This window comes from Mesorhizobium sp. M7A.F.Ca.CA.004.12.1.1, from assembly GCF_003997835.1.
Classification (GTDB): Bacteria; Pseudomonadota; Alphaproteobacteria; order Rhizobiales; family Rhizobiaceae; genus Mesorhizobium.
The window spans coordinates 1-1,213 of the sequence record NZ_RZRK01001219.1 but is presented as its reverse complement, the minus strand read 5'-3'; the positions used below and the strand labels follow the sequence as shown (position 1 = coordinate 1,213).

Annotated in this window: 2 protein-coding genes; both read left to right on the top strand. The window is 62.7% G+C overall.

Features of this window, described 5'->3' with window-relative positions:
• Nucleotides 1-689: phosphoenolpyruvate hydrolase family protein (locus EN984_RS35270; protein ID WP_164765955.1), on the top strand; the 689-nt coding region annotated here is incomplete at its 5' end.
• Between the two features lie 7 nt (nucleotides 690-696).
• The gene (locus EN984_RS35265) at nucleotides 697-1,113 is read left to right on the top strand and encodes a cupin domain-containing protein (RefSeq protein ID WP_127268329.1); all 417 of its coding nucleotides are present in this window, start codon (nucleotides 697-699) and stop codon (nucleotides 1,111-1,113) included.
• Nucleotides 1,114-1,213 lie beyond the last annotated feature (100 nt).

Sequence of the window (1,213 nt, the reverse complement as noted above, 5' to 3'; positions counted from 1 at the left end):
GCTCGGCCGCCGGCCTGCTCGCCTATGGCAATGCCAACGAGATCGTCAAGGAAATGGCCTACGAGGTGCTGCCGGTGGTCAGACACACGCCTGTGCTGGCCGGCGTCAACGGCACCGACCCGTTCGTCATCATGCCGCTGCTGCTGGCAGAGCTGAAGACCATGGGCTTTTCCGGCGTGCAGAACTTTCCCACCATCGGCCTGTTCGACGGCAGCATGCGGCAAAGCTTCGAGGAAACCGGCATGGGCTTCGGGCTCGAGGTCGACATGATCGCCGAGGCGCACAAGCTCGATCTCTTGACCACGCCCTATGTCTTCAACCCCGACGAGGCCCGCGCCATGACAAAAGCCGGCGCCGACATCGTCGTCGCCCATATGGGTGTGACGACAGGCGGCTCGATCGGCGCCACCTCGGCCAAGTCGCTCGACGACTGCATCGTCGAGATCGATGCCATCGCCGACGCCGCGCGCTCGGTGCGCAAGGACGTCATCCTGCTTTGCCATGGCGGGCCGATCTCGATGCCCGACGACGCCCGCTACATCCTCTCCCATGCCAAGGGCCTGCACGGCTTCTATGGCGCCAGCTCGATGGAACGGCTGCCGGCGGAAGCCGCGATCGCCAAACAGACGGCCGATTTCAAGGCGGTGACACTTGGTGGTGACAAGACCACGAAGAAAAAGAAGGGATGATGAGACGATGACCGACACGAGCAAGGTATTTGTCTACCCGAAGGACGTCAGCGCCTTCGGTTTCGACTGGGGAAAACTGGCACTGACGGTGGCGCCGGAGGTGAATGGCGCGACCCGCTTTTCCGGCGGCGTGGTCGACCTGCCCTCCGGCAAGGGCCACACGCGCCACAACCATCCGGGCGCGGAAGAAATCATCTTCGTCATCTCCGGTCATGGCGAGCAGATGGTCGAGGACGAAAAGGGCAATCCGGTGGTCGCAAAAGTCGGCCCCGGCTGTACCATCTATGTCCCGGAAAGCCGCTTTCATTCGACGCTGAACACCGGCGACGGGCCGATGCAGCTTTTCGTCGTCTATTCGCCGGCCGGGCCTGAACTGGTTTTGCGCGAGCTGCCGGATTTCAGGCTGATCGCGCCGGGGCAGTGATGAACTTGTTCTAGGGTAGCGCTGCCCCTTGTATCTGCACGAGATGATTATGTGCGATGGAAGCGATTGAGCCTCGGGCCGGATGGCCATCCGGCCCGAG